Here is a 26,297-nt window from a genome sequence, read left to right on the forward strand (position 1 = left end):
GGCCGGAGCCGGCGACGACGGCCCCGCGGGCGCGGCCCGCTGCCCGCCGCGGCCGCCGCGGCCGCCGCGGCCGCCGAACCGATGGTCGACGAGCGCGGCGACCAGGATGAAGACGACGACGAGCCCCACGAAGACGTTGCGGCGCTTCGGGTCCCGCCACCACATGGGCGCCGAAGCACCCCTGCCGGAACGACTGATGGCGCATCACCCCGCACAACCGAACCCCGTGCTTTGCCCCCAGCATGCTCGCTTTGCGCCGCGATATGCGCCGTGCGCCCCAGATGCGCCGGTTAGTGTGACGGGTTTTCCCCATCAGGTGATGAATAGGGAGGTTCCGGCGAAGAATTGATCAGATGCGACAAGTCCGCAGGCAACTCGTGATCACAGCCCCAGCTCCCTCCGGGCGAACCCCACCGCCAGCCCCACGCGTTGCTCCCGCTCGACGCCCGGGGTCCCCGTCACGATCTGCAGCGCGAAACCGTCCAGCATCGCGTGCAGCCGAGCGACGAAGGCGTCCGTGGCAGCCGCGTCCGGTTCGCCCCACTCCTCCGCGGCTGCTCCGGCGGCCACCAGCCCGCGGAGTTCCGCGGCCCACACCTGCTCTATCTCGGTCCCGGCCGCGAGCACCTCCGGGTCGCCGAGGGAACGCCCGTGCACCGCGACCCAGATCGTCCACCGCGGGTCGGCCCGGCCGGTCGGCAGGTAGAGGTCGATGTAGGAGGCCAGCCGCTCCGCCGCGGGCACGTCCCGGGCCAGCAGCGCGGCCCGCCGCGCCCCCAGCAGGTCCTCGCTCCACCGGAGCGTCTCCACCAGCAACCGGTCCTTCGACCCGAAGTAGTACAGGATGTGCCCGCCGCTGATGCCGAGGCGGCTGCCCAACGCGGCCATCGTCATCGCGTCGAGGCCGCTTTCCGCGATCGCGTCGAGCGCGGCCTGGAGGACGACTTCGCGCGGCTGTTCGAGCCGTTTGCGCCGGGTGGGCGGCACGGTGGGTCCCCTTGTCGTTCGGTGTCGGCCACGTCGGCCGGACATGCCGACCGGACACGCCGTTCCGGGCCGGCCACGCCGACCGGACGCTATCCGCCCGCCGCGGCCCCGGTGCGCGCGACCCCGGGCCCGCGCGCACCGGGATGTCCGGCGATCTCCTTCGTCAGACCCGCGGCTGCTGCTGCGTGATGCAGTGGATGCCGCCCCCGTTGGCGAAGATCTCCCGCGCGTCCACGAGTTCGATCGTGCGGCCGGGGAACGCCTTGGCGAACGTGGCGGCGTTCTCCTCGTCGCGCGGGTCGTCGAAGCCGCACAGCACCACGACGCCGTTGGCCACGTAGTGGTTGATGTAGCTGTAGTCGACCCAGCCGTGCCCGTCCTCTTCCAGCACGGTCGGCGCGGGGATCTCGACGACCTCCAGCTTGCGGCCGCGGGCGTCGGTCTGGGCGCGCAGCAGCGCGGCGTTCTCCTTGCCGACCTCGTGGTCCGGGTGTGCCGGGTCGGGCTGGGTGTGGCACAGCACCAGGCCCGGGCGGGCGAAGGACGCGACGATGTCGATGTGGCCGCGGGTGCCGTAGCGCTCGTAGTCGCGGGTCAGGCCGCGCGGCAGCCAGATGACCTTCTCGGCGCCGAGGTAGGCGCGCAGTTCCGCCTCGACCTCGGCCTTCGTCCAGCCCGGGTTGCGGCCTTGGTCGAGCTGCACCGTCTCGGTGATGAGCACGGTGCCTTCGCCGTCGACGTGGATGCCGCCGCCCTCGTTGACCATGCGGGACGCGTAGCGCCGCGCGCCGGACAGCTCGACGACGTGCTCGGCGATGTGCTGGTCGTGCTCCCAGGACGCCCACTCCTGCGCGCCCCAGCCGTTGAAGATCCAGTCGGCGGCGGCCAGGCCGCCCTGCCCGTCGGTGAGGAACGTGGGGCCGATGTCGCGCATCCACGCGTCGTCGAGGGGCCGCTCGACGATCGTCAGCGGCTCGTCGACGAACCGCTTCACGCTGTCGGACTCGCCGGTGTTGGCGACCAGGGTGACCGGCTCGTAGCGGGCGATCGTCGCGGCGACCTTGCCCCACGCGGCGCGGGCCCGGTCGAGGTCGTCATTGGCGCCGGTGCCGCCGTCGCCGAAGGTCTCGTTCGACGTGGGCCAGGCCATCCAGGTCCGCTCGTGCGGCGCCCACTCGGCGGGCATCGAAAAGCCGTCTTGGTCCGGGGTGTTGGTCATGGGACAGTCCTCAGCAGACAGGGAAGGGGAGTTACAGGAAGTAGAGCCGGTTGAGGGTCACCGACTCGGCGGGCTCGGACGTCACCGGTGCGCCGTCGAGGGTGACGAGGCCGGTGTCGGCGGCCACCCGGACTTCGGCGGTCCGGTTGTTGAGCACCATGGCCGCGGGGCCGATGCCGCGCGTGCCGCGCACCCCGACGCGGCGCCGCTTGGTGGGCATCAGGTCGCCGCCGTTGTCCGCGGCGGCCTGGCTGGTGAACGCCACGGACAGTTCCGCGGGGGCCGCTCCGTGCGCACCGAACTGCGGTCCGAGCACCAGGGGTTCGCAGGTATCGGTGGTCGCGTTCGGGTCGCCGACGACGCCGTACGCCGGGAACCCGGCTTTGAGGACGAGCTGCGGTTTGGCACCGAAGTGGTCGGGCCGCCACAGCACGATGTCCGCCATCTTCCCGGGCTCGATCGACCCGACCTCGTGGGAAAGGCCGTGGGCGATGGCCGGGTTCACGGTGAGCTTGGCGATGTAGCGCAGTACGCGGGCGTTGTCGTGCCAACCGTCGGCGGGATCGCCTTCCAGCGGCCCGAGTTCGGCCTTCATCTTGCCCGCCATGGCGAACGTGCGGCGCACCGTCTCGCCGGCGCGGCCCATGCCTTGGGCATCGGACGAGGTGATGGGGATGATGCCGAGGTCGTGCAGCACGTCTTCGGCACCCATCGTCCCGGCGCGGATGCGGTCGCGGGCCATCGCCGCGTCGCCCGGCAGGTCGGGTTTCAGGTCGTGGGCGGACACGATCATGCCGAAGTGCTCGGCGACCGCGTCGCGTCCGAACGGCAGCGTCGGATTGGTCGAGGAGCCGATGACGTTGGCGACGCCCGCCATGCGCATGATGTTCGGGACGTGCCCGCCGCCGCAGCCTTCGATGTGGTACGCGTGGATCGTCCGGCCTTCGAGCACCGCCAAGGTGTCCTCGACCGACAGGCATTCGTTCAACCCGTCGGTGTGCAGGGCCACTTGCACGTCGTGGTCTTCGGCGACGCGCAGCGCGGTGTCGAGGGCGCGGGCGTGCGCGCCCATGTCCTCGTGCACCTTGAAGCCGGACGCGCCGCCCTCGACGAGGGCTTCGTCCAGCGGCCCGCGGCCCGACGACGAACCCCGGGCCAGGAACGCGATGTTGACCGGCCACGCGTCGAACGCGGAGAAGGCGTGCCGCAGCGCCCAGGGGGAGTTGACCCCGACGCCCCACACCGGCCCGAACTCCTGGCCGACGATCGTGGTGACCCCGGCGGCCAGCGACGCCTCCATGATGCGGGGGCTCAGCAGGTGCACGTGCGTGTCGATGGCGCCCGCGGTCGCGATGAGGCCTTCGCCGCTGACGATGGTCGTGCCGGTGCCGACCACGACGTCGACGTTGTCGAGGGTGTCCGGGTTTCCGGCGCGCCCGATCGAGGCGATGCGTCCTTCGCGGATGCCGATCGACACCTTGCGGATGCCCTGGACCGCGTCGATCACGACCACGTTGCTGATGACGATGTCGCAGGTGTCGCGCACCGTTTCGGCTTTCAGATGCAGGCCGTCCCGGGCGGTCTTGCCGAAGCCGGCGAGGAACTCCTCGCCGTGCCGCTGCGCGTCGGACTCGACCTCGATGATCAGCCCGGAGTCGCCGAGGCGGATGCGGTCGCCGGCGCGGGGGCCGTACGAGGAGGCGTAGTCGCGCGGGTCCAGTGCTGCGGAGCTCATCGTCCGTCGCCTCCGTTGTCCGCGTGGTAGATGCGGGGTTCGCGCGGCTCGCCCGGCACGGCGGTGTCCAGGTAGCCGCAGGCGCGGGCCCGGCGCAGCGCTTCGTCGCGGGCGCCGGGGGCGTCGAGGGGGCCGTCGACGAGGCCCGCGAAGCCGATCGCGATGCGGTCGCCGCCGATCGGGACGAGACCGACGGAGACCGTCGCGCCCGGGTCGAACCGGACGGTGGATCCGGCCGGGATGGCGGCGCGGCGCCCGTAGGCGGCCGCGCGGTCGAAGCGCAGGCGCGGGTTGGCCTCGAAGAAGTGGAAGTGCGAGGTGACGCTGACCGGGACCGCGGCGGTGTTCTCGACGTCGAGGGTGACCACGTCGGCGTCCGCGAACGGGTCGGTGGGCGCGTCCCCGAAGAGGATCGCGCCGGGTGCGTCGGTGCCCAGCGAGCCGGGTCCGGCGGTGGCGGGCGGGGTGAAGCCGCCGGTGCGCGAGCCGCCGGTGTGGCAGGCGCGGTCGGTCGGCGTCGGGAGTGCGCCGACGCGTTCGGCGGAGCGGAACGGGTCGGTGACCACGGCCAGGCGCGTGGCGTCGTCGAAGACCGCTTCGATCTTGACCTCGGCGACGATGTCGACCACGCCGGGCAGCACGTCGTCGGTGGTGAGGACGCTGCGGGCGGCGTCGATCGCCTCGGCGAGGCGTCGGCCGTCGCGGGCGGCCTCGCACACGGTGTCGGCGATGAGCGCGTGCGCCTCGGGCACGTTGAGGCGCAGCCCGCGGGCGCGCCGGGCGCGGGCCAGCTCGGCGGCCGTGAAGATCAGCAGCCGGTCCCGCTCGGTGGGGGTCAGACGCACGGAACCTCCGGTTTGTACGGCGTTCAATACGGGATTGAACAGCGTTCTAAACCGAGTGTCAAAGATCCGCGGCCCGACGTGGCGCGGCATGTCGCACGGCACGAAGCACGTCACGCGGCGCGCCCCGTCTCCGATCCGGCGAAAACGGAAGTGGCATAGACCAATTCCGCTATCCACAAGGCGACGGTGAGCCGGTTGATTACGGCTAGCGGCGGGTGCGCGCCCCTGCGATCTTTCTCCCACGCCGCTGATGATCAACAGTGGCCGGAGAAAACGAGGTCCCCCATGAAGCACAAGCGCAAGCTGGTCGTCGGTCTGGGCGCGGTGGCCATGAGCTTTGGCATGGTCGCCACCGCGGGCACGGCCAGTGCGGGCACCAACAACACCGACTACGTCTATTCGAACGGCACCGCCGCGGGCAAAGTCTGGTTCGACAACGACGGCGACTGGTTCTACGTCCAGGACCTGAAGTCCGACAGCCACGGCGTGGCCGTGCAGTACCGGGTCGACAACTCGTACGCGCACCCGCTGCTCGTCAACAACGGCGGCAAGGGCACGGTCAAGGCATTCAACAAGGACTTCCCCGAAGGAGCCACGGTCTGGTTCCGCGCCTGCCTGACCGAGGACAGCGTCGCCTGGGACTGCGACGACATGGCCTGGAGCGTTTCGGCGGTCAAGGCCAGGGCCTGACACCTTCCCGCCCCGCATCCGCCCGCGGCCCGACCCCGGTCCGCGGGCATCCGCACGAACCGCCCGGAATTCGTCCGTTCCGCGGCCCTCATGTCTAGAACCTGCTTCTAGCTGTCCGGATTGCATCCGAGGTAGCAGGGGTTCCGGATAATTGAAATCACATTTTGCTTACGCCTCTCCGCTCGACACGTGTCGCCTCAGGAAGATGCATGCGATCACCCCGGATCCGCCCGGGGCCGCGATCGCGGCCCCGGGCGCCACCACGAGGAGTGTGCGTGCGCAAGCTACGCAACGTGTTGCTCGGCGCCGCGGTCGGCTTGGCCGTCATGGCGGGCACGACGCCCGCGCACGCGGACAACGCCAGTGCGGTCGCGGCCTTGCAGAATGGCGCCAATCAGGGGGCGGCCACCGACTACCCCGGCGTCGTCGGCGCGCTGCGCGACGGCAGCACTGTCACGAACGTCGCCGCGGGCTACAGCATCAACGGCTCCTCTGCCCCGGCCGATCCCACGTCGAAGTACCGGATCGGCAGCAACACGAAGCTCTACACGTCGACCGTGGTCCTCCAACTGGAGGCCGAGGGCAAGCTGTCGATCGACGACACGGTCGCGAAGTACCTGCCGAACGCCGTCAATTCCAACGGCTACGACGGGCACAACATCACCATCCGGCAGCTGCTCAGCCACACATCGGGGTTGCCGGAATACGCGGACTACAAGGTCCTCCCCTTCATCAGCCTGGCCTGGTGGTACTACTACAACGACCTCAGGGGCAGCCACTACACGCCGCAGAACCTCGTCGACACAGCGCTGTTGGTGACGCCGGGCACGCCCGGGCCGCATGCGTGGCACTACGCCAACACCAACTACATCCTCGCCGGCATGATCATCCAAGCCGTCACCGGCCACGACCCGTCCGTCGAGATCCAGAACCGGATCATCACGCCGCTCGGCCTCAGCGGCACGTCCTTCCCGGTGTCCGACACCAACATCTACGGCAACTTCCTGCACGGCTGGCGGCTCAACGCCGACGGGACGCGCAGCGACGTGTCGGCGTCCAACGTCGAGCTGTTCTGGAGCGCGGGCGCGATGATCTCCACGGCCCAGGACCAGGCCTCCTTCGTCTCGGCGCTGCTGGGCGGCCAATTGCTGCCGCCCGCGCAGATGACCGAACTCAAGACGACCGTCGCGACGCCGTCCCCCACGGATACGTACGGATTGGGCATCACGCGCGTCGTACTGACCGAGTGCGGCAACAAGGTCGTATGGGCGCACGGCGGAAACATCCTCGGCTACCACAACAAGTGGTACGCCAGCGAGGACGGCACCAAGGTCGCCGTCCTGGCGGGCAACGAGAACCACGGCGGGGACGACACCCCCGGTCAGCTGGCTCTCAAGACCGGCACGCGCAACGCCGTCTGCCGGCTGCTCTCCTGACCCGCCCGCACGACCCCGTGCGGCCCGGACCCCCGACCGGGCCGCACCGCCCCGGACGGTGAGGCGCGGGCAGCCGCCGCCAGGCCCGCGCCTCACCCCACCCGGCCGCACGCAAAGCACCGCCGCACCCCGCGCCATCGCCCGGCGCACTCCCCGGCACCGCCCCCAGACCACCCGAGCGCCGCCGAAGCCCCGCCCAAGCGCCGCCCGCGGCTCATCCGAGCCGCGCCACCCGCCCCGCGAGCCCGTCCAGCAGCAGTGCGAGTCCGCGTTCGAAGCCGCGCTCGTCGAGGCCCGCCAGGCCGCCCGGTGCTTCCCCCGCGGCCTCCAGCGTGTCCGCCAGAGCCGGGTGGTCCGGCCGGTAGCCCCCCGCCGGCCGGACGAACCCCGCCGTGTAGGTCTCCAGGACCGAGCCGAGCACCAAGTAGTCCACCGCCGCGGACACTTCGGCCACCTCGGCGGCCGGCAGCCGGAGCGCCAGGAGCAGCCGGGCCAGCGCGTCGTACCCGTCCAGCGCCTCGCGCGTCTGTACCGGGCGGCGGGCGATCACCGGCAGGATCGCGTGGTGCCGCAGGAAGACCTTGCGGTAGGTCCGTGCGTACCTGGCCACGCCGTCGCGCCAGGGCAGCGATTCGTCCACCGCGTCCCGCAGTTCGTTGCTGATGTGCGCGGTCATCGCGTCCAGCAGGTCGTCCTTCGACGCGACGTGGTTGTAGAGCGACGGCCCGCGCACGCCCAGACGTGCCGCAATGGCGCGCATGGTGACCGCTTCCGCGCCGTCCTCGACGGCGAGGTCCAGCGCCGCAGCCGCGATGGCATCCCTGCTCAGCAGCGGATTCGACGGCCGTCCCATGCCACCCACCCCTCGTCCCGCCGGGCCGTCGGGCCCGGTCTTCCGTCACTCGGCGTAGCGAGCCTAGCCCGCAAATTGGGGGCTTCCCGCGGCCGGGGGCGGCGGCTACAGTCTCCAAAACTAACTAAGTAAGTTTTCTCGATCGGACGACGCGCGCACCTCCCCCCGGCGGCGTGTCCGGCCCGCCCGATCGACCTGCCTCCCCGGATGAGGGCCCATGACCGAGCACCCGCCGCACGCCCCGGCACCCGCCACGAGACCCACCGCGAGCCCCACGGCCGCCGCGGCCGTCGACGCGGACGCCGCACACCTGGAGAGCCTCGGCTACCAGCAGGAGCTGAAGCGCAGCCTCAGCGTCTTCGGCAACATCGCCATGGGATTCGCGACCGTCTCCCCCGTGGTCGGCCTCTACGCGGTCGTCCAACTCGGCATCGTCGTGGCCGGCCCGGCCTGGATATGGGCGCTGCCCGTGGTGTTCCTCTGCCAGGCGTTGGTGGTCTGCGTGTACGCCGAGCTGGCCGCGGACTTCCCGGTCTCCGGCGGCGCCTACCAGTGGACGCGGCGGCTCATCGGCCCCAAGTACGCGTGGATCGTGGGCTGGATCACCACCTGCGCGCTGATCTTCGCGCACACCACGATCGCCTACCTGGCCTCGCCGTGGTTCTTCGCGCTGTTCGGCTGGACACCCACACCGGGCCGGGTGGTCGCGGTCGCCGCGCTGTTCCTCGTGCTGTGCGCGCTCATCAACGCGTACGGCATCGACGTCCTCAAGCGCGTCGTCGACCTGGGCATCGCGGCCGAAGCCGTCGCGTCCGTGCTGGTCGGCATCGGCCTGCTCCTGCTCTTCCGCGAGCACGGCTTCTCGATCCTCACCGACACGTTCGGCGCCGAAGCGCTGTCCGACGGCTCGAAGGCCATGGCGTTCACCACCGCGCTGGCCGTCGCCGGGTGGGCGTTCGTCGGCTTCGACGCGTGTGTGGCGATGGCCGAGGAGACCGTCGGCGCGGCCAAGCAGGTGCCGCGTGCGCTGTGGTGGGCGTTCCTCAGCGTCGGCGTGATCGTCATCCTCAACGCGGTCGCCGTCGACCTCGCGCACCCGGACCCGGCGAAGGTCATGACGGGCGAGGACCTCGACCCGGTGACCACGGCGGTGGTGTCGGCGTTCGGCGACTGGTCGGCCAAGCCGTTCATCGTCGTGGTCATCGTCGCTTTCGTGGCGTGTGCGCTCGCGTCGCAGGGCGGCGGAGCCCGGGCGATGTTCTCGATGGCCCGCGACGGCGTCCTCCCGGCGTCGGGCACGCTGCGCAAGGTCAACCGGCGCCAGGTCCCGATCGGCGCGCTCGTGGTCGACCTGGTGATCAGCTCGGCGGCGCTGCTGCTGGGGCTGCGGGCCTCCGCGATCGGCAGCATCATCACGTTCGGCAGCTCGGCGCTGTACCTGACCTTCTTCGCCATCGCGCTCGCCGCGCTGATCGCGCGGCTGCGCGGCACGTGGGTGCCGCGCGGCATCCGGCTCGGCCGCTTCGGGCTCGTCGTCAACGCCGCGGCGGTCGTGTGGCTCGGCTTCGAGTTCGTCAACATCACCTGGCCGCGCACGATCCTGGCGCCGCCGGACGCCCCGGCCTACCAGGTGTGGGCCGCGGTCATCGGCATCGTGCTGGTCCTGGGCACCGGCCTCGCCTACCTCCTCGTCGCCCGCCCGCAGCGCGCCCTCGAAGCGGCCGCCCGCGAGCAGGAAGCCCGCGCCGCCGCCGCGGCCCGCACCACCCCCATCGCACCGACCGGAAGCCCCGCATGAGCAACCCCGCACCGCACCGCACCGTTCCGCACAACGGCACCTCCGCCGACCTGGTCGTCGTCGGGGCACGCGTCCTGACCCAGGACCCGGACCGCCCGTTGGCGACCGCGGTGGCCGTGCGCGGCGGCCGGATCGTCGCGGTCGGCGACGACGCCGACGTCCGCCCGTTCGTCACGGCGCGGACCGAGGTCCTCGACGCGGCCGGGCAGGTCGTCACCCCCGGCCTCACCGACTGCCACCAGCATCCGGTGCACGGCTCCGAAATGGCGCGCGGCATCAGTCTGGTCGGCGCGACGACCCTCCCCGAGCTGCGCGCCCGGCTCGCCGCGCACGCGGCCGCGCTCGGCCCGGAGGACTGGATCGTCGGCTACGGCGGCGAGTACGGCGCGTTCGCCGGCGGCGTGATGCACCGCGACCTGATCGACGACGCGGTCGGCGGACGCCCGGCGCACCTGACGATGTCCGACGCGCACACCGCGCTGATGAGCACCGAAGGCCTGCGCCGGGCCGGAATCACCGGCCCGCGCGCGTTCGCCGACCGCTCGGAGATCGTCTGCGACGACCGCGGGCCCACCGGCGAACTCCACGAGATGAGCGCGACCGCGCTCGGCTACGCGGCCGTCCCGCCCATGCCCGCCGAGGAGTTGGCGACCCGGGTCGAGGCGCTGTTCGCCGAGCAGGGCAAGCTCGGCGTCACCGGCGTGCACGTGCTCGACGACGGCCCCGGCACCGCCGCCACCCTGGCCGCGCTCGACGCGGCGGGGCGGCTCGGCATGCGGGTGCGGTTCGCGCCGTGGTGCCCGCCCGGCGAGGTCGACAACCTCGCGCAGCGGATCTCCGACCTGCGCGGCCTGCTCGCCGGTGCGTCGAAGGTGCGCCTCGCCGCGGTGAAGTTCTTCGCGGACGGCGCGATCGACGGCGGCGGCGCGTGGCTGCACGAACCCGACTGCTGCGGCCAGTCCCGCGAATCCCAGTGGCGCGACACGGCACGGTACGACGACGCGGTCCGCATCGCCGCGGCCAACGGACTCCCGGCCTGGACGCACGCCATCGGCGACCGCGCGGTGGCACGCACGCTCGACACCTACGCGGGCGTCGCCGCACCCGCCGGCACCCGGCACCGCATCGAGCACGCCGAGGTGCTGCAGGACGCGGAGATCGGCCGCTTCGCCGCGCTGGACGTCGTCGCCTCGATGCAGCCGACGCACATGGACTGGTCACTGCCCGACTACTCCGACAACTGGTCGACCCGGGTCGGACCCCGGCGCTGGGACCTGGCGTGGCGGTACGCCGACATCCTGCGGTCCGGCGGCCGGGTCGCGCTCGGCTCGGACTGGCCGGTGGCGGCGTTCGACCCGCGCCGGACCCTCGCGGGCGCGCAACTGCGCCGCCCGGCGGGCGAGCGCGGGCGGGCTCCGTACGGGGCGTCGCAGGCGATCGGCGCCGCGCAGGCGCTCGCGGGCTACACCACGGAAGCGGCCTACGCGGCCGGCGAGGAACACGTCGCGGGCCGGATCGCGGTCGGCTGCTACGCCGACCTGACGGTGTTCGCCGACGACCCGACCCGGTGCGCCCCGGACGACGTGGCCGACCTGCCCGTCACCGCGACGATCGTCGACGGGCGCTTCACGCACCGCACGGCCGCCTGACGGGTCGAAAACGGAAGCGGCGGCGCACACTTCGGTGTGCGCCGCCGCGCCCGGGTCATCCCACCGGCATCGCGAGCGGCCGCAAGCGGGCGCCGACGACGAACCCCGACCACGCCGAGGCGGTGAAGGACACCACCGGCCCCGCACGGCGTTTCGTATCGCGCACCCGCACGGCCGGTGCGGCGGGCGCGACTTCGACGCATTGGGCGTCCCAGTTCCGGCTGTAGGTGCTGGTGCGCCACGCGGGAATGACCGGTGCCACCCCGACGCAATTCCGACCCACCTCGCCGTACGTACTCGTGCGCCACCGCAGGTCTGTCACGCCATCCCCCTCAGCGTGTCGCCGGATCCTCATCGAGGTATTCCCGGCGGCCGTCCGGGTATTCGCGGTAGACGCGACCGTCGGCGTCGATGCCGGCGTGCGGAAGTCCCGCGGCGTCGGTTGCCTCGGCGGCCTCACGCACGGCCTTGGCCATCAGCTCCTCGGCGCGTTCCCGGCCGATCCGGTCGATGAGCGACTTGCCCTCGTCTGCTCCCATGGACCCCATGGCCTCGACGGTACCGGCGACTACCGCTACGCGCTCCACACCTGCCGGGCGCCGACCCACGTCGACCGCACCGGGATGTCGGCGATGCCGTCCGGGTCGACGGTCAGCAGGTCCTCGCCGAGGACGGTGAAGTCGGCGAGCATGCCCGGGGCCAGGCGGCCCTTGCGGTGGGATTCGCCGGTGGCGTGCGCCGAGCCGGTGGTGTAGACGCCGAGGGCTTCGAGCGGGGTGATGCGCTGGTCGGCGCCGAGGACTTCGCCGTCCGCCGTCCGCCGGGTGACCATCGTGCGGATCGCCAGCAGCGGCGGCAGGGGGCCGGCCGGGTGGTCGGACGAGCCGCCGACGGTGACGCCCGCGTCGAGGAAACGGCGGTGGCCGCAGGCCGCGGCGGCGCGCTCGTCGCCGTAGTAGCCGCGCAGTTTGCTGCCGTGGCCGTGCACGAACGCGCCGAACGGCACAGGGGTGACGCCCGCCGCGGCGATGCGTTCGACCAGGCCGTCGTCGACCAGGCTGCAGTGCTCGATACGGTGGTTGGTGCCCGCGTAGCGCGGTTCCGCGGCGCGGGCGGCGTCGATCGCGTCGAGGACCTTGCCGATCGCCAAGTCGCCGTTGGCGTGCACGGCGACCCGGCTGCCCGCCCGGTGCACGGCCAGCACCGCGGCGGCGAACTCCTCGTCCGTCATGAGCTGGATGCCGTTGTCGGCGCCGGTCTGGCTGGGGTACGGCGCCCGGCACAGGCAGGTTCCGCCCGCGAGCGCGCCGTCCATCATCATCTTGATGCCGACCAGCCGCAGGTGTTCGTCGCCGAAGCCGGTGCGCAGGCCGGTGCCGGCCAGGTCGCCGAAGTACCGGTGCCAGAGCAGCACGCCGACCCGGGGCGTGAGGACGCCGAGGCGGGCGGCTTCCTGGTAGAGCCGGAGTTCGCGGGGCGAGACCAGGGCGTCGCACCACGAGGTGAGGCCGACGGAGTGGAACTCGCGGCACACCTCGGCGAAGGACGGGACCAGCTCGTCGAGGGTGAACTCGTCGAAGAACTCCGGGGCGCCGCTGGGGCGGTACCACTGGTCGAACCAGGCGCCCTCGAACATCCAGCCGTCGAGGCGGCCGTCGGTGCCGCGGCCGAGGGTGCCGCCGTGCGGGTCGGGGTCGCCGTCCCGGTAGCCGGCGAGTTCGAGGGCGCGGGAGTTGGCGACGGCCATGTGGCAGGAGAAGTGGATGGCGACGACGGGGTGTTCGGCGGAGACCGCGTCGAGGGCGGCCCGGTCGAGGCGGCCCTGCGGGTCGGCGTTGGGGTCGTAGCCCTCCGCGACGACCCAGTGGCCGGGGCGGGTCGCCCGGACCCGGTCGGCCAGCGGGCCGCGCGAGCCGCCCGCGGCCGCCACCACGGTCGGAGTCAGGGCCAGACGCAGCCGGGTCTCGGCGAGCCCGGCAGGGTGGCAGTGCGCGTCGTTGAGGCCGGGGACGAGCGCGGCATCGCCGAAGTCGACGATCCCGGCACCGGGCAGGCGGTCGCGCAGTTCGGCGAGGTCTCCGGTGGCGACGATGCGGTCGCCGATCGTCGCGACGGCCTCGGGCCCGGCGGCGGGCTCCGGGTCGGCGAGGGTGATGATGCGGCGGGCCCGGAAGATGGTGGCGGCCGCGGGGCCGCCGGTGGCGGAGGTGTCGTTCGTCGCTGCGTTGCCTTGCGTCGTCATTTGCGCCTGCCGTTCGTGCGTTCGGTTCGTTGCCGTGCCGGGGTGGGGGTCCGGCGCCGCCGTCATACGGCGGCCTTCTCCGCGGCCCTGGCCGCCGGTTCGGGGGCGGGCGCGGTGCTGCGGGCGATCCGCCGGATCCCTTCGGCGAGGAGGCCGACGGCGACGTTCACGCCCAGGCCGATGAGGCCCGCGCTGATGTTGTTCGTGTCGACGGCGTGGCCGTCGTTGCCGAATGTCAGCCAGATGACCACCGCTTCGCCGGCGACGATGCCGGCGGCCGCGGGGATCGCGCCGACGAGCGGGCGGCGGCCGGTGAGCGCGTAGAGCAGCGCGGGGGCCATCTGCGCGAGTCCGGAGTAGGTGAGCAGCAGCAGGTTGGCGAGCGCGTCGGGGCGCTTGATGCCGAGGAACAGGGCGACGGCGACCGCGCCCACGACGGTGGTGTGGTTGACCATCAGTCCGGCGCGTTCGGTGCGGGTGCGGACGATGTTGCGGGCGACCAGCGACGACATGCCGAGCACGATCGCCGCGGACGGCACCATCGCGCAGGCCGCGGCCGCGGTGACCACGATGCCGACCGCCCAGTCCGGCAGGGCGCCGTTGGTCAGGTGGAGCAGGACGCTGCTGCCGCCGCCGGACGCCGCTCCGGCGACCACGATGCCGGTGAACCCGACGATCATCGGGATGGCCTGGCTGGCGCTGTAGAACGGGATCCAGATGCTGTTGTGGCGCAGCGCGCGCTCGTCCTTGGCGGACAGGACGGCGGGCCAGCCTTGCGGCATCGTCATGAACATGACGCTGACGAGGCTGGTGATCATGCTGGTGAAGAACCAGGTGCGGTCGAAAGGCCCGTTGTCGGCCACGGTGAGCTTGGTCGCGTGCGTGTCGGCGATCTTGTGGGTGATGTCGCCGATGCCGCCCGCGTAGTGCGCGGGGATCGCGATGACGAGCACGATCAGCACGATCACCATCAGCGCGTCTTTGAAGTACGCGGCGCGTGCCACGCCGCCGAGGCCGGACCACAGCACGAAGCCGACGATCAGCACGGATGCGGCGATCATGCTCGCGGTCCCGGAGTTGCTGCTGCCGGTGGCCAGTTCGACGACCAGGCCGAGGCCGGTGATCTGGAGCTGGAGGTAGGGCAGCAGGAACACGACGCCGAGCACGGCGGTGAGGGTGCCGAGCATGCGGCTGCCGTAGCGGTCGGCGAAGAAGTCGCCTTGGGTGAGGTAGCCGCGGTCTTTGCCGATGCGCCAGACGATCGGGGCGATGACGTACATGCCGACGTAGGCGAGCGGCAGGTACGGCAGGGCGTAGACGACGCCGACGCCCGACGCGTACGCCAGCCCGGCCAGGCCGAGGAACGTGAAGGTCGTGTAGACCTCGCCGGCTTGCAGGAACCACGTCGTCACGGCGCCGAAGCGGCGTCCGCCGACGGTCCATTCCTCCAGGCTGGCGGCCGGTTTGCGGCTGCCGAAGACGCCGAGGCCGGCGATCAGCAGCATGCCTGCGATGGAGACGGCGAGTGTGGTGTTCATCGGTCGCCCCCGTCCCGGCGGCGGGTGCGCTGGTACTCGACGTACCCGAGGGCGGGCGTCAGGAGGATCACCCAGGCCACACTCCAGGTCATCATCGACGGCATGCCCAGCCAGATGTGCGGGGCGTTGACGAACGGCAGCCACACCGTCGCCAGCAGTGCCGCTACGGGCACCATCAGCAGAAGGATTGCGACACGCATGGACCGCTCCCGGGGTCGTCGTCTCGATACCCTTGGAGCATGAAACTTCCCGGGTAAGATCCCGCGGAATCTGTCGAGAAACGTCATCCGGAGCCGTGTTATGAAGAATTCCGCCGATCTCCCGGCAACCGGAGAGTCGCATTCCGCCCCGCTGGACGAGACCGACCTGGCCCTGGTCAACGCCCTCCAGGCGGCGCCGCGCGCCTCGTGGACCCTGATCGGCCAGGCTCTCGGCATCAGCGCCGTCACCGCGGCCCGCCGCTGGGAACGCCTCAGATCACGCGGGCTGGCGTGGGTGACCGCCTACGGCGGCGCCTTCGTGCAGGAGGTCAACTGCGCGGCCTTCGTCGAGGTCGACTGCCACCCGTCGCAGGTGCGCGCGGTCACCGAGCGCCTGGTCCGCGACCCGCGCATCACCGGCATCGAGCACGTGTCCGGCGGCACCGACCTGTTCCTGACCGTCATGGTGTCCGACCTGACCGCGCTGTCGCAGCTCTCGATCGAGGTCATCGGCGCCCAGGAGGGCGTCAACGCGACCCGCAGCATGATCGCCACCCATCTCTTCACCGAAGGCAGCCGGTGGGACCTGCGCTCCCTCGCTCCCCACCAGCGCGGCATGCTCCGGCCCGGCGACGACGCGCCGTCGACCGGCATCGGCACCGTCGCCCCGGAAGACCGGCCCCTGCTCATCGCCCTCGGCCGCGATGGGCGCCTCGGCTACGGCGAACTCGCCGAAGCCACCGGCATGAGCGAGTCGACGGTGCGGCGCCGGGTCTCCCGGATGCTGCGCGAGGGCAGCGTCATCCCCCGCTGCGAAATCGCGCACGGCATCTCGGGGTTCCCGGTCTTCGTGCACTACCTGGCGGATGTCCCCAGCGCCGCCATGGCCCGCATCGGCGCGTCGATCGCCGCCGTCACCGAAGTCCGCATGTGCGCGTCCATCGCGGCCCGGCACGCCCTGCTGATCACCGCGTGGGTGCGCTCGGTGCCCGACACCCGGCGGCTGGAAGCCCACCTCGCCGAACGCTTCCCCGAACTCGCCATCCAGGACCGCCGTCTGACCCTGGCCAACCCGAAGCGAATGGGGCACCTGCTCGATCCGGAGGGCCGCAACACGGGCTTCGTGCCGATGGATTTGTGGGCGTGACCGGCGCCGCTCACCCGATGTAGGGCGTGATGCCCTGCGAGGCCGGGTCCATGGACCACAACTGGGGCGGGATCACGGTGCCGGCGGGCTTGTCGGGGCCGTAGGTCGTCGGGGCGGTCGCGCCGGGGACGGTGAAGCTGCCGAGGGCGAAGCCGGCGGCCTGGAAACTGGCGTAGTCGAGCGTGCGTCCGGCCTTCCGCGCGATGGCGGTGAACAGGGACAGGTCGCCGCATGCGCCGAGGACCGCGGTCGGGGCGGGGGCACTGCTTCCCCCGTCGCTGCCGCCGGTCGCCGACGGGGTGGCGAAGGCTTCGGTGACGGTCTCGTTGCAGTCGCGGTAGGTCGCCTCGTCCCAGTTCACGTTGTTGCCCGCGACGACGGCGCCGTTCAGGATGCCCAGTTCGTCGGCGTTGGCCGCGGTGAAGGCGCCGATCGACCAGTCCAGGAACAGCATCCGCGGCCGCCAGCCGGTCTTCGCGATGGCGTTGGTGAGGACCCCGACCGCGGAGCCGACCGGGATGACGATGTCCGCGCCGGACGAGCGGAGCTTCTCGGCGACGATGCCGGCCTGCGCGTCGATCGCCGCGGTGTCGAAGGACGCGGGTTCCATGACGGCCGTCGCGACCGGGTGGACTCCGGCCTTCTCCAGTGCCGGGAGCACGGTGTCGTCCCGGGTCGGCAGGTCGAGCGCGGAGCTGACCACGGCGACGTTGCGGCCGGCCAGCAGACCGCGCGCGGCGAAGGCTTCGATCGCGGCGGCGGCTTCGTCGCCGCCGTGCGAGGTGCTGAACCACGGGGCGCGGGCGCGGGCGTAGAGCTTGGCGGTGAGCGGACCGCCGACCACCGCGGTCTGGTGGGTCTCCAGGTAGCACATGGGCTGGTCGAAGACGAAGAACCCGACGGCGGCGAAGACCTTCTCGTCCTCGGTGAGCCGTACGCACCCTTCCTGGCTGGGGGCGGCGCCGACGGGGTTGTTGGAGAGGAACACCGGAACGATGCGGCGGCCGTTGATGCCGCCGCGGGCGTTCACCCGGTCGATGATCGCCCGGTAAGCGGCCTCGTAGTTCCCGAGTCCGCCGCCGCCTTGGACGAACGCGGCGATCGCCCCCGCGTCCGGGTACAGCACGCCGATCTTGATCTCGGTGTCGGTCACCCCGGGCGCGATCTTCGGAGCGGGCGGGGCGCCTTGGCTCTTCTGCGTAGCGGTTTGGCTGCCGGGCGGCGGCGTGGCGACGCAGCCCGCGAGCGCGAAAGCCAGCGCGGCAACGGCGGCGGCAAGACGGAGGTTGCGGAAGCGCACGGCGGTTCGTCTCCCTGGGAGTCCTGGTGGGGGCGCGGTCGGGGCCGGCGCAGCCGGGATGCGGTCGGGCTGCGGCCGGGGCGCGGTCAGGTCACCGCGACGGTCGGCGCGGCAGCCGGTGCGGCGGCGGGCGTGACAGCCGGTGCGGCGCGGCTGCGGTCGATGGCGCGGCGGTCGGTGCCGAGGTAGCCGGCGACGACCGCCGGGTCGTCGCGGACCGCCTCGGGGGTGCCGTGCGCGATGACCCGGCCCGCGTCGAGGCAGTAGACGCGGTCGCTGAGGGACAGGATCAGCGGCATGTCGTGCTCGATGACCAGGAGTGCGGCCCCGAGTTCGCGGCGTACTTCGCGGATGAGCGGGGCGAACGCCTCGGTTTCGCGCTGGGCGAGGCCCGCGGTCGGTTCGTCGAGGCAGATGACCCGGGCGTCGAGGGCGAGGACGCCGCCGAGTTCGACGATGCGGCGGGTGCCGGTGGACAGTTCGCCGATGGGGGTGTCGGCGTAGCGGCCGAGGCCGAGCAGCGCGACGAGGTCGTCGGCGGCGGCGCGGCGGGCGCGTTCCGCACGGAACGTGTGCGGCAGGTGCAGGGCGGTGGCGGCGAGCGGGCTGCGGTCCCGGGATTCCAGCGCCACGCACAGGGTCTCGCGGACGGTCAGCTCGGGGAACAGCCGGGCCGATTGGAACGTGCGGCCGAGGCCGCGGGCGGCCCGGTGGTGCGGGGCGAGGCGGGTGACGTCATTGCCGAGCAGGGCGACGGTGCCGGTGGCGGGCAGGTAGCCGCCGATGGCGTTCATCAGCGTCGACTTGCCCGCACCGTTCGCGCCGATCAGGCCGACGATCTCGCGGCGGTGGACTTCCACGGAGACCCCGTCGACGGCGGTCAGGCCGCCGAACGCGACCCGCAGATCCCGCGTCGCCAGCACCGGGCCTTCGGGCAGCAGCGCGAGGCGGCGCGCCCGGGGCACGGCGGCGACGCCGGGCCGGGCCGGTGCGGTGTCCGCGGCGGGTGCGTAGCGGCGGATCAGCGCGGCCCGCAGCGCGTGGCCGGGCTGGACGAGTCCGCCCGGGAAGTACAGGAGCAGGATCAGCAGCCCGATGCCGGAGACCAGCAGCGGCGCCATCGCGTTGCCCGGGAACAGCGCGGGCAGGCCGACGACCCACGCGGCGCCGAGCACCGGTCCGGCCACCGAGCCCTGGCCGCCGATGACCACGATGGCGACCAGTGTGAGCGAGTCGTTGGCCAGGAAGTAGCGCTCGCCCCACGGGATCGACTGGAGCGCGCCGCCCAGCAGCGCGCCGCCGAGCCCGGCGATACCGCCGGCAAGGGCGAACAGCGCGACCCGGACCCGGCCGGCCGCGATCGTGTACGCCGCCGCACCGTCCGCGTTGTCGCGCACCGCGATCGCGCTGCGCCCGACCCCGGATCCGCGCAGCCGTGCCACCACGGCGAGGACGGCGACCAGCACGATCAGCACCAGGTAGTAGTAGGCGCGCTGGCCGGTCACGTCGACGCCGAGGACCGTGCTGCGCGGGAACGGCACGGCCGAACCGAAGTCGCCGGAGAAGAACCTTTTGCGGTACAGGAACTGCTCGCACGCGACGGCGAACGCGAAGGTCCCCACGGCGAGCATCAGCCCGCGCACCCGCAGCGCGCCCAGTCCGACGACCGCGGCCAGCACGGCGGTTCCGCACGCGGCGACGAGCACCGCCACCGGGAAGACCATGCCGCGCACCGTCACCCAGCCGAGCGGTCCCAGGTCGAGGATCACGCCGCGGTTGAGCGTCGCCGCGCCGAGCGCGCCGAGTCCGGCGAACGCCATCTGCCCGAGCGAGACCTGGCCGAGCCACCCGGTCACCATCGTCAGCGACGCGGCGCAGATGGCGAGGGCCAAGCCGGTGGTGAACAGGAGTTGCCGGGACGCGAGCCCGGTGGTCAGCGGCAGCAGCAGCCCGGCGGCGAGCAGCGCCGTCATGCCGAAGCGGTCGATGTTGCGCAGCCACCACGGCGCGCCGGGCGGCACGGGGCGCTTGGCGAGGTGCGGCGCGACGACCGCGGCCTCGTCGCTTTCCCGGGCCCGGCCGCCGCGTCGGCCGATCACCACGATGCCGGCGAGGACGGCGACGAGCAGCACGAGTTCGAACAGTCCGGTCTCGTCGAGGAAGTGGAACTTGATCCAGGCTTCCGCGACGCCGAGCACGGTGCCGGCCAGCAGCGCGCCGCGCACGGACGTCATCCGGGCCAGCACGGCCGCGGCGAGGGCGCGGACGAGCGTGCCGGGGCCGAGCTGGGTCAGGTCGTGCACGCTGCCGTGGCGGCCGCTGATGAGGATGAGCGACAGCGTGGACAGCAGCCCGGCCCCGCCCCACACGGCGGTGGACACCAGCTTCGGGTTGATGCCGGACAACCGGGCCAGGTCGGGGTTGCCCGCCGCCGCGCGCACCGCGCCGCCGAGTGCGGTGCGGTCCAGTACCCAGGCCAGCAGCACGGCTGCCGCCGGGACGGCGACCAGTACGGACATTTGCGGCCCCGTCACCCGCAGGCCGTCCCACGGATGCCAGGTGCCGGACCACGGCACCGGGTAGGTCGCGCCGCGCTTGTCGATGTGCGGGTACGCCACGGCGATCAGCAGCGCCACCTGGGCGATGCCGATGGTGGCCACCATGACCACGGCGCGCGGTGCCGCGAACAGCCGCCGGATGACCAGCAGTTCCGCGGCGATGCCGAACAGCGTCCCGGCGGCGAGGGCGATGGGGAGCGCGAGGGCCCAGGGCAGGCCGTACTTCACCACGAGCAGCGCGAAGAGTCCGGAGCCGATGAGGCCGCCGTTGCCGACCGAGAAGTCGACGACGCGCGTGCAGCGGTGCACGAGGACCACGCCGGTGGCCAGCAGGCCGATGACGAGGCCGTTGACGAAGCCGTCGAAGAGGACCTGTCCGGTGATCATCGGCCGGCCTCCCGCGGGTCCGCCTCGCCGCGGCCGTCGTGGGCGCCGAGGAAGACCGCGCGGGCCAGGTCGTCGCGGCCCGCCAGGTCGGCGGCCGGGCCGTCGAAGCGGACGTGCCCCTTGTCGAGGAACACCGCCCGGTCGGCGACGGACAGCGCCAGGTCGAGCGACTGCTCGACGATCACCACACCGATCCCGTCATCGCGCAACTGTTCGACCACGCCCAGGAGTTGCTGGACGGTGACGGGCGCCAAGCCGAGCGAGAGTTCGTCGACGAGCAGCACGTCCGGGTCGTGCACCAGCACCATCGCCAGCGCGAGCAGCTGCTGCCGGCCGCCGGACAGCGCGTCCGCGCGGGTGTGCTGCCGGTCGGCGAGGTCGGGGAAACGGGCCAGGCTGCGGGCGATGCGTCGGTCGCGGTCGGCCGGGTCGCGCCGGTAGGCGAACGCGGCGGTCTCCAGGTTGCGGCGCACCGTCATGTCCGGGAACACGCCTTTGCCGCCGGGCAGCAGGCGGATGCCCAGCTGCCCGCGCCGTTCCGGGGACGTGAAGGTGATATCGCGGCCGTCCAGCCGCACCACGCCGCGGGTCGGCGTCGTCAGACCGGCAAGCGTGCGCAGGATCGTGGACTTGCCCGCGCCGTTGGTGCCGAGCAGCGCCAGGATCTCGCCGCGGCGGACTTCCAGCGACGCCCCGAAGAGCACCCGCACCGGGCCGTACGACACGTCGGCGTCGGCAAGCTGCAGCGCCGGAACGTCCTCGGGCGCCGCCGCGAGCCGCCGGGCCTCGGCTTCCTCCTCGCGCAACTCGGCGACGACGAGCGCCAGATCGCCCCGGATACTCGCCGCGCTCCGCAGCACCATCAGGCCGCCGACCAGCGTCGACGGTACGCAGATCACCAGCGTGGCGGTCCGCGGACCGTACTCGCCGACCAGGAACGCGGACAGCAGCGCCCCGCCGGTCGCGCCGACGAAGAAGATGTGCACGGACGCCATCGCCGCACCCATGCCGCGCAGCTTGTACGGCACCACGGACTGCAGCGCGGGCGTCAGCATGGTGAACGCCGCGCTCATCGCCATCGCGCCGGGCATCGCGACGAGGGTGAACAAGGCGAGGTTCGGCATCGCGTACTGCACCGGCATCAGCAGCGCGGCGGGCATCACCAGATAGCCGATGATGGCGAGCGCGCGGGCCGGGTCCCGGCGGTAGAGGCGGTCGAACCGGCCGCCGATGAACGGCAGCATGCCGAGGGTCGCGGCACCGGCCACGGCACCGGCCACACCGCGTTCGAACGAACTTGCGCCGTACTGCTGTTCGGTGAACAGGTTGGCCAGGATCGGCCCGGTGAACAGTCCGAAGCCCAGCGCCGAGCAGGCGGCGATCATGCCCTTGAGGGTGGCGATCCGGTTGAGGCGGGCCAGCGCGGCTTCCATCGCGACCGGTTCGGCCGGGGGCGCGGGGTGCGCGGATTCGCCCAGTACCGCGGCGCGTTCGTGCCTCCCGCGCGGCGGCTCGGGCAGCCGGAACGCGGCGAGCGCCGCAACGGCGGACGGGAGGCCGAGCAGCAGGAACGCCCACCGCCAGCCTTCGTCGCCGCCCGCCCACCCGGCGATCCCGCCCACCGCGAGCGGACTGAGGATCCCGGCGACCCGGGCGGCCGATCCGTGCGCGGCACCGATCCGGCCGCGCACCCCGACCGGGTAGGTGTCGGCCAGCAGGGACATGTTCACCGGCATGTTCGCCGCCTTGGCGATGCCCACGCCGAGCCGGGCCAGGAAGAACTGCACGATGTTGGCGGCCAGTCCGCACAGCGCGACACACGCCCCGAAGGCCAGCCCGGCCCAACCCGCGACCCGGCCGCGCGGATACCGGTCGGCGAACCACCCCATCGGCATCGTGCCCAGCACGATGAACGCGCCGGCGGCCGAACTGATGACCACGATGGTGCCGTTGCCGACGCCGAAGCCGTCCCGGAGGTCGGGGGCGAGCACGCCGAGCGCGGCGCTTTCCAACTCGTCGAAGGCGACCAGCGCCATCAGCACCAGGAAGGCGGCCGACCCGGAAGCGGCCAGGCCCTCCCGCAGCGTCAGCACGGGTGCGCCTACGCCTGGAGCCGGCGGCTCCTCGTCGGCAGGGCTCGCCGCGTGGTCCTCGGCCTCGATCAGCCCGTGCGCCAGCCGGGCCACGGACCCTTCCGACGCGCCGTCGTGCTCGGTCATCTCAGGCCCCCGTTGCCCGTCGTCCGTTGATCCGTGCGAGTAGTGCGCGCTGAACCGGTCGAACTGTCGGGGAAGCGTAGACGCAAATACCGAACTCGACTAGCTTTTCGCGCATGGAATCCGAGGGAGACCCGCCGGAGCGGCCGGGCGACCACGTCCGCAAGCCGCGCGGCCGCTACGCGAAGGGCGTCAAACGGCGCGCCGAGATCCTCGAAGTGGCCCTGGAGGTCTTCGCGACCCTCGGCGAAAAGGGCGCGCTGCTCAAGGAAGTCGCGGACCGCATGGGCATGTCCCAGGCCGGCGTCCTGCACTACTTCGGGTCGCGCGAGGGGCTCCTGCTGTGGACGCTCGGCGAACGCGACCGGCTCATCGCCGAGGACGTCCTGCGGGTCAAGTACGGCAATCCACTGACCCCGCTGGCCGAGATCCTGCGCCGCAACAGCGACGTCCCGGGCCTGGTCCGGCTCTACGTGAGCATGGCCGCCGCGGCCGGGTTCCCCGACCACCCGGCCCGCACGGTCTTCCTGGTCCGCTACACGGACATCCGCGAGGCGCTCCGCGACAACCTGGCACAACTGCAACGCGAGGGCCGCGTGCGCGCGGACGTCGACGTCGACGCCGTCTCCCGCCTCGCCCTGGCCGCCGCGGACGGCATCCAGCACCAGTGGCTCATCGACCCGACGGTGGACATGGGCGGGGTGATCGACACCATCGTCAAGCTGGTGGTGGTGGACGCCGACGGTGGTCGCGGGAGTGAATGACCGGCATCTATTCGGCGCCGACACCCCGGTACGCGGCCCACCTACCTACGGCCGGGCTGATCGACCTGAGCCACGTGCCGGGGGGAAATCGCTCGGTCCACCGGGGGCGCTCCAGCTCCCATTTGCGGTGCATGCGCAGAAGTACCGCCGCGACGGTGTCCAGTGTTTCAGTGTCTGCTTCTCCCCACACCGAGCACCCGGACACGGCTTCTTCCGCCGCCGCGGGGTCGTGACCCGCGGCGATCAGCTGGGTGACAAGCTCGGCGAGGTTGACCACGGGCGCACCGAGGGTCGGCGATCCCCAGTCGACGATTCGGGCTTCGCCGTCGCCGACGAGGATGTTGTCCGGGTTGATGTCCGAGTGGAGGAGGGCGTTGCCATCGAGCAGTGCCGCTTCGTCGAGGGTGGCCAAGTCCTTCCACGTCCGGTGCGGCCAATCCTGGTGGTCCGGCACGGTAATACCGCCCAGGGAGGCGACGACGGAGACCGCGGGCTGCACGTCGGGGGACCCTGGTGACAGGTTGCTGTGGCTCCCGTCGACATGCTCGTACACGAGTGCCATCCACCCGGTGCGTCGCTCGTACGCGACGAGTTCGGGCCCAATGCGTTTGATGTACGGGTTGAGAGCCACCTCCCGCGGGTCACGGGCGCCCGGTTCGTCGGACCAGGCTTTGACGAAGAACATCCCGCGTGCGCCGCGTACGGTCGCTTTCACGCCGCCCCGGTAGCCCGCGTTGACGGGGGTGATCTCGCGAACTGTCCCGGTGTGCGGGGTGATGAGCGACAGGAGTTCGGGTTCCATCTCACTCGTTCGAGGGGTAGCAGGGATAGGCGTCGGGTGCACATGCGCAGCCAGGGTCACAGCCCCCGCTGCCGCCCCCGCCGGAACCGTCGGGGTCGCAGCCGTTCCGCACGGGCACGGCACGCTGGATGACCGTAGTGGCTTGGGTCAGAGCGCCGCCGTCGAGTATGGCCTGCAGCGGCCTGACACGGACGTTGCCGACACGCACCCACGTGGACATGATGCACGGCGAGACGTTGCCGTACGGGTCGATCGCGGCACGCGCCATGCCGCAGCGGCCGCACAGCCGCCGCGGGTCGGTACTGCCGCCGGCACGCCCGTAGGGGCGTTCGTTGTCCACGCCGATGTCGGTGACCCCGAGTCCCCGCAGCCGGGCAATCGCAGCGGGCACGTCCTGGCGTTCGTTGATGCGTACGATGCCCACACGCAGCGGGATGCCGAACCGCAGTGCCGTAGCGATGTTCGCTTCGGTTTTCGCATGCGACGGGCGCCGGGTGACGGCGTTGTGCTCTGCGGGATCGGCGGAGTAGTAGGAGGTGGCCAGCGAAGCTCCCGGCCGACCGAGCACCTCCCACCAAGTGGGCTTGACATACACGAGATTGGTGAAGACCTGGGTGCGGATTCCGAGCGTCAGTGCGCGCGCCAGCAGGCCCGCAAAGTCCGGGTGCAGGGTCGGCTCGCCGCCGATCAGCTGCACTCGGGTCACGCCGTACTCGGCAGCCTGGTCCAGTACTGCAATCCAGTCGGCGCGGGTCATGGCGCCGTGGGTGCCGGCCGGCCCGGACGCGTTGTAGCAGTGAGTGCAATCCAGCGAACATTTGCGCGTCAGGTCCAGCCAGAGCATGCCGACCCGGCGCTGCCGGTTGGTACGGTTCGCGCGGTGCTGCGAAATGATCATTTCAGTCATGTTGCAGAACTCCTCGTCGGCGAGTTTCGACCATCTCTGCGCACAGGAATCGGATCGCCCAGGCCACGCGCGCCCAGGTCCCACCAACACGACACGACTTTCCCGAACGGGAATCGGCGGCGTACCTCTTGGCCGTCGGACGACATCACCACCATGAGAAGGCCACGGCCGTGCGTTTCCAGGGAGAATTCGGCCACCGACGGTGGGCCGCAGTTCACTGCCGGGAACTGGGGCAGCGTGGGGTCGCTGTCCTCCACCTCGACCACGACTCGCGTGGCCTGCGTATGAACGATGCGAATGGTCACGACCGCACAATCAACCCCCACAGCGTGCGTGATGGCATTGGTCACCAACTCCGAGACGCACATGCGGATATCGTCTGACAGATGCGACAAGCGCCAGTCCATCAACGCCGCTTCGACCAGCATCCGGGCGCGCCGCGCTGTATCGGGGGTTGCCGGCCACGTCCTTTCACACACCTTGGTGCGCGTGATCCCGCGGGCATGATCTGTCCACGAAGGTGTCAGCCACGTCAGCACGACCCCTGGCGGGTGCTCCCGCCAAACCGTCCGAGTCCCTTTCATGGTGACGAGGTTGGCGCCTAACGCAACGGCCTGTGTATCCCGGCAGCGGGTGTACCCATGGTGGGTACACCCAAGATCAGAGAAGATCAGTTAGCTAAAGGCCATGCCATTCCACGGGGCGATCAATGGGCAGCAAGCCGGATCGGTTACCCACCGCCGTCCCACCGCACGTGCTGGAGCGGGCAGATGTCCGCATGGCCCTGGCGGCCCACGACTTCGGAACCGCCTTTCATCTGTTCCGCAAGTGGGGCGGGATCAGCTTTCGCCGCCTTGCCGATGCTTGCGGCATCAAGCCGGACCGGCTGGGGCAGATTGAACCGCTCCGGGTCTGATGGAGGCTCGATTCCCTGAGAGGATCGAGTCATGGCGCGTCCGTCCCCCTACCCTGCTGAGCTTCGTGAGCGTGCGGTGCGCATGGTCGCGGAGGTTCGCCCCAACTA

At 71.8% G+C, this 26,297-nt stretch carries 23 protein-coding genes; 7 read left to right on the forward strand and 16 right to left on the reverse strand.

Annotated features, from left to right (window positions below; all coding sequences use genetic code 11):
- Positions 1-381: 381 nt before the first annotated feature.
- The 4 genes from ABEA93_RS40320 to ureA form a co-directional block, all read right to left on the reverse strand.
- Complete coding sequence (locus tag ABEA93_RS40320; protein ID WP_345680979.1) at positions 382-987, reverse strand: TetR/AcrR family transcriptional regulator; 606 nt, start codon at positions 985-987, stop codon at positions 382-384.
- A gap of 163 nt (positions 988-1,150) precedes the next feature.
- Positions 1,151-2,206, reverse strand: coding sequence for an agmatine deiminase family protein (locus ABEA93_RS40325; protein ID WP_345680980.1), 1,056 nt, complete (start codon positions 2,204-2,206; stop codon positions 1,151-1,153).
- Positions 2,207-2,237: 31 nt separating this feature from the next.
- Positions 2,238-3,941, reverse strand: coding sequence for an urease subunit alpha (locus ABEA93_RS40330; RefSeq protein WP_345680981.1), 1,704 nt, complete (start codon positions 3,939-3,941; stop codon positions 2,238-2,240).
- Positions 3,938-4,786 carry an urease subunit gamma gene (ureA, locus tag ABEA93_RS40335; protein WP_345680982.1) on the reverse strand — a complete coding sequence of 283 codons (849 nt, stop codon included), beginning with the start codon at positions 4,784-4,786 and terminating at the stop codon, positions 3,938-3,940. Before ureA ends, ABEA93_RS40330 begins: the two co-directional genes overlap by 4 nt.
- A 285-nt stretch (positions 4,787-5,071) precedes the next feature.
- On the opposite strand from ureA, the gene ABEA93_RS40340 reads away from it, so the two are divergent.
- Positions 5,072-5,476, forward strand: a complete 405-nt coding sequence (locus tag ABEA93_RS40340) for a hypothetical protein (RefSeq protein ID WP_345680983.1) — start codon at positions 5,072-5,074, stop codon at positions 5,474-5,476.
- A gap of 275 nt (positions 5,477-5,751) precedes the next feature.
- Positions 5,752-6,912, forward strand: coding sequence for a serine hydrolase domain-containing protein (locus ABEA93_RS40345; RefSeq protein ID WP_345680984.1), 1,161 nt, complete (start codon positions 5,752-5,754; stop codon positions 6,910-6,912).
- Positions 6,913-7,126: 214 nt separating this feature from the next.
- Here the strand turns inward: ABEA93_RS40345 and ABEA93_RS40350 are convergent, their stop codons facing one another.
- Entirely contained in the window at positions 7,127-7,765 is a 639-nt protein-coding gene (locus tag ABEA93_RS40350) for a TetR/AcrR family transcriptional regulator (RefSeq protein WP_345680985.1), read from the reverse strand.
- A 217-nt stretch (positions 7,766-7,982) separates the two neighbouring features.
- Between ABEA93_RS40350 and ABEA93_RS40355 the strand changes: the two genes are divergently transcribed.
- On the forward strand, positions 7,983-9,563 hold the full coding sequence (locus ABEA93_RS40355) for an APC family permease (RefSeq protein WP_345680986.1): 1,581 nt from the start codon (positions 7,983-7,985) through the stop codon (positions 9,561-9,563).
- On the forward strand, positions 9,560-11,212 hold the full coding sequence (locus tag ABEA93_RS40360) for an amidohydrolase (protein WP_345680987.1): 1,653 nt from the start codon (positions 9,560-9,562) through the stop codon (positions 11,210-11,212). Before ABEA93_RS40355 ends, ABEA93_RS40360 begins: the two co-directional genes overlap by 4 nt.
- Positions 11,213-11,267: 55 nt before the next feature.
- On the opposite strand, the gene ABEA93_RS40365 is transcribed toward ABEA93_RS40360, so the two are convergent.
- From ABEA93_RS40365 to ABEA93_RS40385, 5 genes are all read right to left on the reverse strand, one after another.
- Complete coding sequence (locus ABEA93_RS40365; RefSeq protein ID WP_345680988.1) at positions 11,268-11,534, reverse strand: DUF397 domain-containing protein; 267 nt, start codon at positions 11,532-11,534, stop codon at positions 11,268-11,270.
- Between the two features lie 10 nt (positions 11,535-11,544).
- Positions 11,545-11,760: a hypothetical protein gene (locus ABEA93_RS40370; protein WP_345680989.1), complete on the reverse strand. Its 216-nt coding sequence runs from the start codon at positions 11,758-11,760 to the stop codon at positions 11,545-11,547.
- Positions 11,761-11,786: 26 nt separating this feature from the next.
- Entirely contained in the window at positions 11,787-13,454 is a 1,668-nt protein-coding gene (locus tag ABEA93_RS40375; protein ID WP_345680990.1) for an amidohydrolase, read from the reverse strand.
- 62 nt (positions 13,455-13,516) lie between these two features.
- Positions 13,517-14,992 (reverse strand): sodium:solute symporter family protein, encoded by a 1,476-nt coding sequence (locus tag ABEA93_RS40380; RefSeq protein WP_345680991.1) that lies wholly within the window; start codon positions 14,990-14,992, stop codon positions 13,517-13,519.
- Positions 14,989-15,192, reverse strand: a complete 204-nt coding sequence (locus ABEA93_RS40385) for a hypothetical protein (RefSeq protein WP_345680992.1) — start codon at positions 15,190-15,192, stop codon at positions 14,989-14,991. The genes ABEA93_RS40380 and ABEA93_RS40385 overlap by 4 nt, the downstream gene beginning before the upstream one ends.
- Positions 15,193-15,292: 100 nt before the next feature.
- Here ABEA93_RS40385 and ABEA93_RS40390 point away from each other — a divergent pair, with 100 nt between their 5' ends.
- Positions 15,293-16,339, forward strand: a complete 1,047-nt coding sequence (locus tag ABEA93_RS40390) for an Lrp/AsnC family transcriptional regulator (RefSeq protein ID WP_345680993.1) — start codon at positions 15,293-15,295, stop codon at positions 16,337-16,339.
- 10 nt (positions 16,340-16,349) lie between these two features.
- Here the strand turns inward: ABEA93_RS40390 and ABEA93_RS40395 are convergent, their stop codons facing one another.
- The 3 genes from ABEA93_RS40395 to ABEA93_RS40405 form a co-directional block, all read right to left on the reverse strand.
- Positions 16,350-17,639, reverse strand: a complete 1,290-nt coding sequence (locus ABEA93_RS40395) for an ABC transporter substrate-binding protein (RefSeq protein ID WP_345680994.1) — start codon at positions 17,637-17,639, stop codon at positions 16,350-16,352.
- An 86-nt stretch (positions 17,640-17,725) separates the two neighbouring features.
- Complete coding sequence (locus ABEA93_RS40400; RefSeq protein ID WP_345680995.1) at positions 17,726-20,584, reverse strand: ABC transporter permease subunit; 2,859 nt, start codon at positions 20,582-20,584, stop codon at positions 17,726-17,728.
- Positions 20,581-22,803: an ATP-binding protein gene (locus tag ABEA93_RS40405; RefSeq protein WP_345680996.1), complete on the reverse strand. Its 2,223-nt coding sequence runs from the start codon at positions 22,801-22,803 to the stop codon at positions 20,581-20,583. The genes ABEA93_RS40400 and ABEA93_RS40405 overlap by 4 nt, the downstream gene beginning before the upstream one ends.
- A gap of 113 nt (positions 22,804-22,916) precedes the next feature.
- Here ABEA93_RS40405 and ABEA93_RS40410 point away from each other — a divergent pair, with 113 nt between their 5' ends.
- On the forward strand, positions 22,917-23,564 hold the full coding sequence (locus ABEA93_RS40410) for a TetR/AcrR family transcriptional regulator (RefSeq protein WP_345680997.1): 648 nt from the start codon (positions 22,917-22,919) through the stop codon (positions 23,562-23,564).
- A gap of 7 nt (positions 23,565-23,571) precedes the next feature.
- Here the strand turns inward: ABEA93_RS40410 and ABEA93_RS40415 are convergent, their stop codons facing one another.
- From ABEA93_RS40415 to ABEA93_RS40425, 3 genes are read right to left on the reverse strand one after another with little or no spacing between them, the layout of a single operon-like run.
- Positions 23,572-24,366 (reverse strand): protein kinase family protein, encoded by a 795-nt coding sequence (locus ABEA93_RS40415; protein ID WP_345680998.1) that lies wholly within the window; start codon positions 24,364-24,366, stop codon positions 23,572-23,574.
- A 1-nt stretch (position 24,367) separates the two neighbouring features.
- On the reverse strand, positions 24,368-25,273 hold the full coding sequence (locus ABEA93_RS40420) for a radical SAM/SPASM domain-containing protein (protein WP_345680999.1): 906 nt from the start codon (positions 25,271-25,273) through the stop codon (positions 24,368-24,370).
- Positions 25,270-25,857, reverse strand: a complete 588-nt coding sequence (locus ABEA93_RS40425) for an ATP-binding protein (protein WP_345681000.1) — start codon at positions 25,855-25,857, stop codon at positions 25,270-25,272. Before ABEA93_RS40425 ends, ABEA93_RS40420 begins: the two co-directional genes overlap by 4 nt.
- Positions 25,858-25,982: 125 nt before the next feature.
- Here ABEA93_RS40425 and ABEA93_RS40430 point away from each other — a divergent pair, with 125 nt between their 5' ends.
- Positions 25,983-26,189, forward strand: a complete 207-nt coding sequence (locus tag ABEA93_RS40430; protein WP_345681001.1) for a hypothetical protein — start codon at positions 25,983-25,985, stop codon at positions 26,187-26,189.
- Positions 26,190-26,297 lie beyond the last annotated feature (108 nt).

It is taken from the genome of Yinghuangia aomiensis (genome assembly GCF_039542225.1).
GTDB classification, from domain to species: Bacteria; Actinomycetota; Actinomycetes; order Streptomycetales; family Streptomycetaceae; genus Yinghuangia; species Yinghuangia aomiensis.